The sequence below is a fragment of the Pseudonocardia sp. McavD-2-B genome, assembly GCF_024124365.1.
In the GTDB taxonomy this organism is placed as follows: Bacteria; Actinomycetota; Actinomycetes; order Mycobacteriales; family Pseudonocardiaceae; genus Pseudonocardia; species Pseudonocardia alni.
Genome location: NZ_JAMXSG010000364.1, coordinates 1 through 4,485, shown reverse-complemented (window position 1 = coordinate 4,485; position 4,485 = coordinate 1). Strand labels below are relative to the sequence as shown.

At 75.0% G+C, this 4,485-nt stretch carries 5 protein-coding genes; 2 read left to right on the top strand and 3 right to left on the bottom strand.

Annotated elements, in window-relative coordinates; all coding sequences use genetic code 11:
• Positions 1–143: 143 nt before the first annotated feature.
• The 3 genes from NH602_RS28385 to NH602_RS28375 all read right to left on the bottom strand — a co-directional run bounded on the left by NH602_RS28385 (position 144) and on the right by NH602_RS28375 (position 3,006).
• The gene (locus NH602_RS28385; protein ID WP_253069407.1) at positions 144–653 is read right to left on the bottom strand and encodes a DUF427 domain-containing protein; all 510 of its coding nucleotides are present in this window, start codon (positions 651–653) and stop codon (positions 144–146) included.
• A gap of 130 nt (positions 654–783) precedes the next feature.
• Positions 784–1,380: a YqgE/AlgH family protein gene (locus NH602_RS28380; RefSeq protein WP_073573695.1), complete on the bottom strand. Its 597-nt coding sequence runs from the start codon at positions 1,378–1,380 to the stop codon at positions 784–786.
• 141 nt (positions 1,381–1,521) lie between these two features.
• Positions 1,522–3,006: a CCA tRNA nucleotidyltransferase gene (locus tag NH602_RS28375; protein WP_179762976.1), complete on the bottom strand. Its 1,485-nt coding sequence runs from the start codon at positions 3,004–3,006 to the stop codon at positions 1,522–1,524.
• Positions 3,007–3,202: 196 nt separating this feature from the next.
• Between NH602_RS28375 and NH602_RS28370 the strand changes: the two genes are divergently transcribed.
• Together NH602_RS28370 and NH602_RS28365 are read left to right on the top strand one after the other, a co-directional pair.
• Positions 3,203–3,751, top strand: a complete 549-nt coding sequence (locus NH602_RS28370; RefSeq protein WP_202417219.1) for an NUDIX hydrolase — start codon at positions 3,203–3,205, stop codon at positions 3,749–3,751.
• The coding region (locus NH602_RS28365; protein WP_253069406.1) for a DUF6049 family protein at positions 3,748–4,485 on the top strand (738 nt) is incomplete at its 3' end. The genes NH602_RS28370 and NH602_RS28365, both read left to right, overlap by 4 nt.

Sequence of the window (4,485 nt, the reverse complement as noted above, 5' to 3'; positions counted from 1 at the left end):
GGCGGGGTCTGCGCCGGCTGCGACCTGGTCGCGGGCTGCCGCGACGCGACCGGCACCGAGCCGGGCTCGGAGCCCGGGGCCCGCACCGGGCTCACCCGCGAGGCCTGACCTGCGGGGCCTGGTCCGCAGGCCCCAACCCCGGGCTACCAGCCGCGGGAGCCCGGCCCGCCCTTGAACGGGCCGACGACCTCGTCGGTGACCCAGCCGCCGTAGAACCCGCCGGGCTGCGGGCGGACCGTCTCCCCGTCCAGGGTGATCCGCTCGAACGGCGCCACGTAGACCGCGACCCGGTCGGTCAGCTCCGGGTAGCGCGCGTCCGGCCGCGGGTACCACCAGGCGACGTCGGTCAGCGGCGGCACGCCGGGGACACGCACATCGCAGTAGTGGGCGACGCCCTTCCACTCGCAGAACGTGCGGTGCTCGCCGGGCACCAGCACGCCGTCGGTGAAGGCGGTGCGGGGCAGATACCAGGTCGGCGGGTGGCTGGTCTCCAGCACCCGGACGAGGTCGTCCGACGCGGCGACGAGCGTCCCGCCGTGCCACAGCTCCGCGCGGCGGGGCACCTGCTCCGCCCGGGGCGGGCGCGGGTAGTCCCACACCGACTCCTGCCCGGGGCCGACGGGATCGGGCTGGGGACGACGGTCGAACAGCACGACCCCCACGGTAGGCCGGTCAGCGGCCCCCGGGCACGGTCGCGGCGCACTCGCGCGGCGCGGCACCGGCCGTGGCGTGGTCGAACCCGTCGTAGCCGACGACCGGGAAGACACGTCCGCCCGCGGGGATTCAGTTCCAGGCGGGATCCCGCGGGAACGTGGCGAGCAGCGCCAGCGGGACGCCCTGGCGGCGCAGCACCCGTTCCCACAGCTGGTCGTAGACGGTGGTCAGCAGGTCGTCGGGCAGGCCGGGGACGACGTACCAGTCACCCCGGGCGATCTCGCCGCCCAGCTGGCCCGCGTCCCAGCCGGAGTACCCGGCGAAGATCCGCAGGCCGCGCAGCCGCTGCGCGAGCGGAGCCGGGTCGGAGTCGAGGTCGACCAGCTGCACCGGTGGCCGGACCGGCATCAGCCCACCGAGCCCGCGGCCGGTCTCCCCGGTCCGCAGGGCGGCCAGGCAGAGCGCGGTGCGCGCCTCGACCGGACCGCCGACGAACATGGTCCCGGGGTCGCTGGTGAGCCCGGCCCACCGCGGGAGCACGTCCCGTACGGCCGCCTGGCCCGGCCGGTTGAGCACGACCCCGAGGCTGCCCTGCGGACGGTGCTCGATCATGTAGACGACCGTCCGCGAGAAGTTCGGGTCGCCCAGACCGGGGGCGGCGACGAGCAGACTCCCCGGTGTGACCGGGGGAAGAGCGGCGCCTCGCGTGGCGCGGTGTTCCCGCACGGGTCCATGTTCGCACCTCCGGCACGGACGCGATGCCGCCACCCGTTCGCCGCATCGTCGTACACCGGACATGATCGTCCATACGTTCGTACAATACGTACGTACATCAGTGTGTACGTATGTACGGGACGCCCGTGCAGCTCAGAGGTTCTCGGCCGCCCAGGCCCGCAGGGCGACCTCGGCCTGCTCGGCGTCCATCGGCCCCTGCTCCATCCGCAGCGCCAGCATGTGCCGGTAGGCCTTCCCGACCGCCGGGCCCGGCGGGATGCCCAGCAGCTCCATGATCCGGTTGCCGTCGAGGTCGGGGCGGATCGCGTCGAGCTCCTCCTGCTTGCGCAGCTCGGCGATCCGGTCCTCCAGCCCGTCGTAGTTGCGCTGCAGGGCCGAGGCCCGGCGCCGGTTGCGGGTGGTGCAGTCCGAGCGCACCAGCCGGTGCAGGCGCTCCAGCAGCGGGCCGGCGTCGGCGACGTAGCGGCGCACGGCCGAGTCGGTCCACTCGCCCTTGCCGTAGCCGTGGAACCGCAGGTGCAGGTAGACCAGCTGGCACACGTCGTCGACCAGGACCTTCGGGTACTTGAGCGCACGCAGCCGCTTGCGGGTCATCTTCGCCCCGACCACCTCGTGGTGGTGGAACGAGACCCGCCCGTCCGGCTCCTTGCGCCGGGTCGCCGGCTTGCCGATGTCGTGCAGCAGCGCGGCCAGGCGGAGCGTGAGGTCCGGCCCGTCGGTCTCACGCTCGATCGCCTGCTCCATCACGACGAGCGAGTGGGTGTAGACGTCCTTGTGCTGCATGTGCTCGTCGGTCTCCAGCTGCATAGCCGGGACCTCGGGGACGACGTGCCGGGCCAGGCCGGTGTCGCAGAGCAGCTCCAGGCCGCGCCGCGGGTGGTCGCCGATCATCAGCTTGGTGAACTCGGCCTGCACCCGCTCGGCGGTGATCCGGGTCAGCTCGTCGGCCATCGCCGTCATCGCGGCGGTGACCCGCGCGGCGGGGGTGAACCCGAGCTGGGAGACGAAGCGGGCGGCGCGCAGCATCCGCAGCGGGTCGTCGGAGAAGGAGCGCTCCGGGGTGTCCGGGGTGTCCAGGACACCCTGGGCCAGCGCGGCGAACCCGCCGTGCGGGTCGACGAAGCGGCGGTGCGACCCGGTCAGCTCGACCGCCATCGCGTTGACCGTGAAGTCGCGGCGCACCAGGTCGCCCTCGACGGTGTCGCCGAAGCGGACCTCGGGGTTGCGGGAGGTGCCGTCGTAGGTGTCGGCACGGAATGTCGTCACCTCGAGGGTCTGCCCGTCGCGGCGCAGCCCGACGGTCCCGAACGCGATCCCGGTGTCCCAGACGGCCTCGGCCCAGCCGCGCACGATCGCGAGGATCTGCTCGGGGCGGGCGTCGGTGGTGAAGTCGAGGTCCCCGGAGTCCCGGGTCGACGCGCCGGTGCCGCGCAGCACCGCGTCGCGGACGCTGCCGCCGACGAGGTAGAGCAGGTGACCGCGGGCGGCGAAACGGGCGGCCAGCTCGTCGGCGACGGCCGGGACGTCGAGCAGTGCGACCACGGCGTTCTCCTGTGCTCGCTGCAGCTCGTCCGGGTCCGGGGCGGATCCGGCCGGAGGTCGGGTCGGCCGGGTCACCTGTCGGGCGGTGGAGGACGGGGACGACGAGGACACGACGGGCCAGTCTAGGCAACGCGCCCGGCCGGTGGACACGGGTCCTCCGGTCACTCCGTACCGCTCGACCGCTGATCGACGGCAGGGCGACCGGGTGACGCCACGGCCGCGGGCGGCTCGTCGACCCCCCTTCGAGCCACCTCCTCGTTACCATCGCCACATGTCCACCTCCCGCGGCCGCTCCTCGGCAGGGCGCGGCGCGGAACCCGGCCGTGAGGGCCGGAGCGCACGCGCCGGCCGTGCCGGGCGCGCCGACCGGTCCCCGGACCGCCGTCGCCGGCTGCGCACGGTGGACGAGACGTCCGCCGGTGGGCTCGTCGTGCACCCCGAGACCGGCGCCGCCGCGCTGATCGGCCGGCTGGACCGCCGGGGCAGGCTGCTGTGGTCGCTCCCGAAGGGCCACATCGAGGCCGGTGAGACCGCGGAGCAGGCCGCGGTGCGCGAGGTGCAGGAGGAGACCGGCATCATCGGTGAGGTGCTGGCTCCCCTGGGCACCATCGACTTCTGGTTCGTCGCCGAGGACCGGCGCGTCCACAAGACGGTCCACCACTACCTGATGCGCGCGCTCGGCGGCGAGCTCTGCGACGAGGACGTCGAGGTCTCCGAGGTGGCCTGGGTGCCGCTCGACGAGCTCGAGGGCCGCCTCGCCTACGCCGACGAGCGTCGGCTGATCCGGCATGCGGCCAACCTGCTGGAGGAGACGGCGTGAGCCGGGTCGCGGCCCTGGTCGCGATCGTGCTCACCGCGGTGGTGGCACTGCTCCTGCCTGCGGCGTTCCCGGCGGGCGCCCCGCAGGCCGCCGCCCGGGACCGCCCGGCGCAGCAACCGGCCCAGCAGCCCGTCGCCCCGGTCCGGCTCGACGTCGGCACGATGACCCCGCGGGTGGTCACGTCGGCGGGGCCGGGCGAGCTGGTCGTCACCGGGACCGTCACCAACACCGGCCCGGGGATCGTCGACGACTTGGCCGTCCGGGTGCAGCGCGGGCCGGTGCTCGCCGGCGAGGCGGCGCTGCGGGCCGCGCTGGCCGGGGAGGCCGCGGTCGACGACGCGACGCCGCCGTTCGCCGACCTCGGCCCGCTCGCGCCGGGCGCGTCGGTCCCGTTCCGCTACGCCGTCTCGCTCACGGGGCCCCCGCAGTCGACGCTGGCGCTCCCCGGCCCGGGCACCTACCCGCTGCTGGTGAACCTCAACGGGACCGTCGACGGCACGCCGTCGCGTCTGGCCGGGGTCCGCACGATGCTGCCGGTGTCGTCGCTGCCGGGCGCCGCGCCGCCGTCGTCGCCGGTCGCCGCCCCGCCGGTGACGATGCTGTACCCGATCACCGACGCCCCGCGCCGCGTCCCGCCGCTGCCCGGCGAGCCGCCGCTGCTGACCGACGACGACCTCGCGACCTCCTTCGCCGACGGCGGCCGGCTGCGCGGCCTGGTCGAGGCGCTGGGCTCG

Excerpts from the sequence above, each read along its gene's own strand:
- NH602_RS28370 (WP_202417219.1), top strand. The coding sequence starts at position 3,203 with ATGTCCACCTCCCGCGGCCGCTCCTCGGCAGGGCGCGGCGCGGAACCC.